This window comes from Alicyclobacillus sendaiensis NBRC 100866 (genome assembly GCF_001552675.1).
GTDB classification, from domain to species: Bacteria; Bacillota; Bacilli; order Alicyclobacillales; family Alicyclobacillaceae; genus Alicyclobacillus; species Alicyclobacillus sendaiensis.
In genome coordinates this window covers 1-1,272 of sequence record NZ_BCRQ01000135.1, presented here as the reverse complement: position 1 = coordinate 1,272, position 1,272 = coordinate 1, and the positions used below count along the sequence as shown (strand labels likewise).

Here is a 1,272-nt window from a genome sequence, read left to right as displayed (position 1 = left end):
GGACTTCCCCTAGTTTGCTTGACACGGGGTTAAGATTATCGAAATTGAAATGCTTCACGTATGACAGCGTTCGTATTCCTTTGGCGTGAGATAGCCCAGCGCGGAATGCATCCGTTTGCTGTTGTAAAACATCTCGATGTACTCAAACACCGCGTTTTCCGCTTCTCGTACGCCAGCGAACTTCCCGCCGGCCAGGAGTTCCGCCTTCAGCGTCTTGTAAAACGCCTCCATCACTGCATTGTCGTACGGGTCACCCAGCCGTGACATACTGATGACGCCGCCATGACGCTTCACGGTCTCTTGATACCGTCGGCTCGTATATTGCGATCCTCGATCTGTGTGGACAATGAGGCCCGCTGGCGGCTGTTCCCGGCCTACTGCTTGCAAGAATGCATCAATGACAAGCTGCTCGGTCATGCGGGTTTTCATCGCCCATCCAACCACCTTGCGGGAAAAAACGTCGATGTAGGTGGCCAAGTACAGAAACCCGTGTTGCAGCGGAATGTAGGTGATGTCTCCGACCCACAGCACATTCTTGGTCTCAGCGGAAAAGGCTCGCTGAACCAGATTCTCCACAATCCGCCCGGCGGACGGCTTGCGACCCAGACGATGTTTGCGGCGCCATGGCAGAGCCACAAGGCCCATTCGCTGCATATGCCGAGCCACACGATTCTTACTCGTGAAGATGCCTCGCTTACAAAGTTCCAGCGCAATACGTGGGCTCCCATAGCGGCCTTTGAATTCACGGTATACCTCACGAATGGCGTCCATGAGCAACTCACTGTCGATTTGTCGCTGGCTCTTACGGCGCTTGCACCAATCGTAGTAGGCTTGCCTGCTTACTCGCAGCAGACGGCACATCACCTTTACTTCGTAGGTCTTTGCGTTTTCCCGGATGAATCGGTACTTGACTTCCCGACCTCCCTCCAGTATGCCTGAAATTTTTTTAGGATCTCGTTCTCCGTCTCCAGCTCTTCAAGCCGCTTTTGCAGACGCTTGATTTCCCAATCGGCATTACGAATTGGTATACCGTTGCCGGAAAAAGCGTCTTCACCATGAGTCTGGTACTCATAAACCCACCGGCTGAGCATGGTTGGGAGAATCCCAAGTGCCTTGGCTACATGGGAAACCTTCTTTCCTTCCTCCAATACCTGTCGGACGGCTGCCACTTTGAAGGCTTTATCATATTTCCTTCGCTTCAACAAAATCATCCCCTTTACACCGAGTCTGACTTGGTCTTAACCCCGTGTAAAGAGGAATGTAGAAAGTCCA

The 1,272-nt window shown here is 52.5% G+C and carries 2 protein-coding genes; both read right to left on the bottom strand.

The genetic code is table 11. From position 1 onward, the window contains the following. Positions 1–54: 54 nt before the first annotated feature. Positions 55–897, bottom strand: coding sequence for an IS3 family transposase (locus tag AS26_RS13575; protein ID WP_245629795.1), 843 nt, complete (start codon positions 895–897; stop codon positions 55–57). Further along, positions 867–1,211 (bottom strand): transposase, encoded by a 345-nt coding sequence (locus AS26_RS13570; RefSeq protein WP_083516134.1) that lies wholly within the window; start codon positions 1,209–1,211, stop codon positions 867–869. Before AS26_RS13570 ends, AS26_RS13575 begins: the two co-directional genes overlap by 31 nt. Positions 1,212–1,272: the final 61 nt, after the last annotated feature.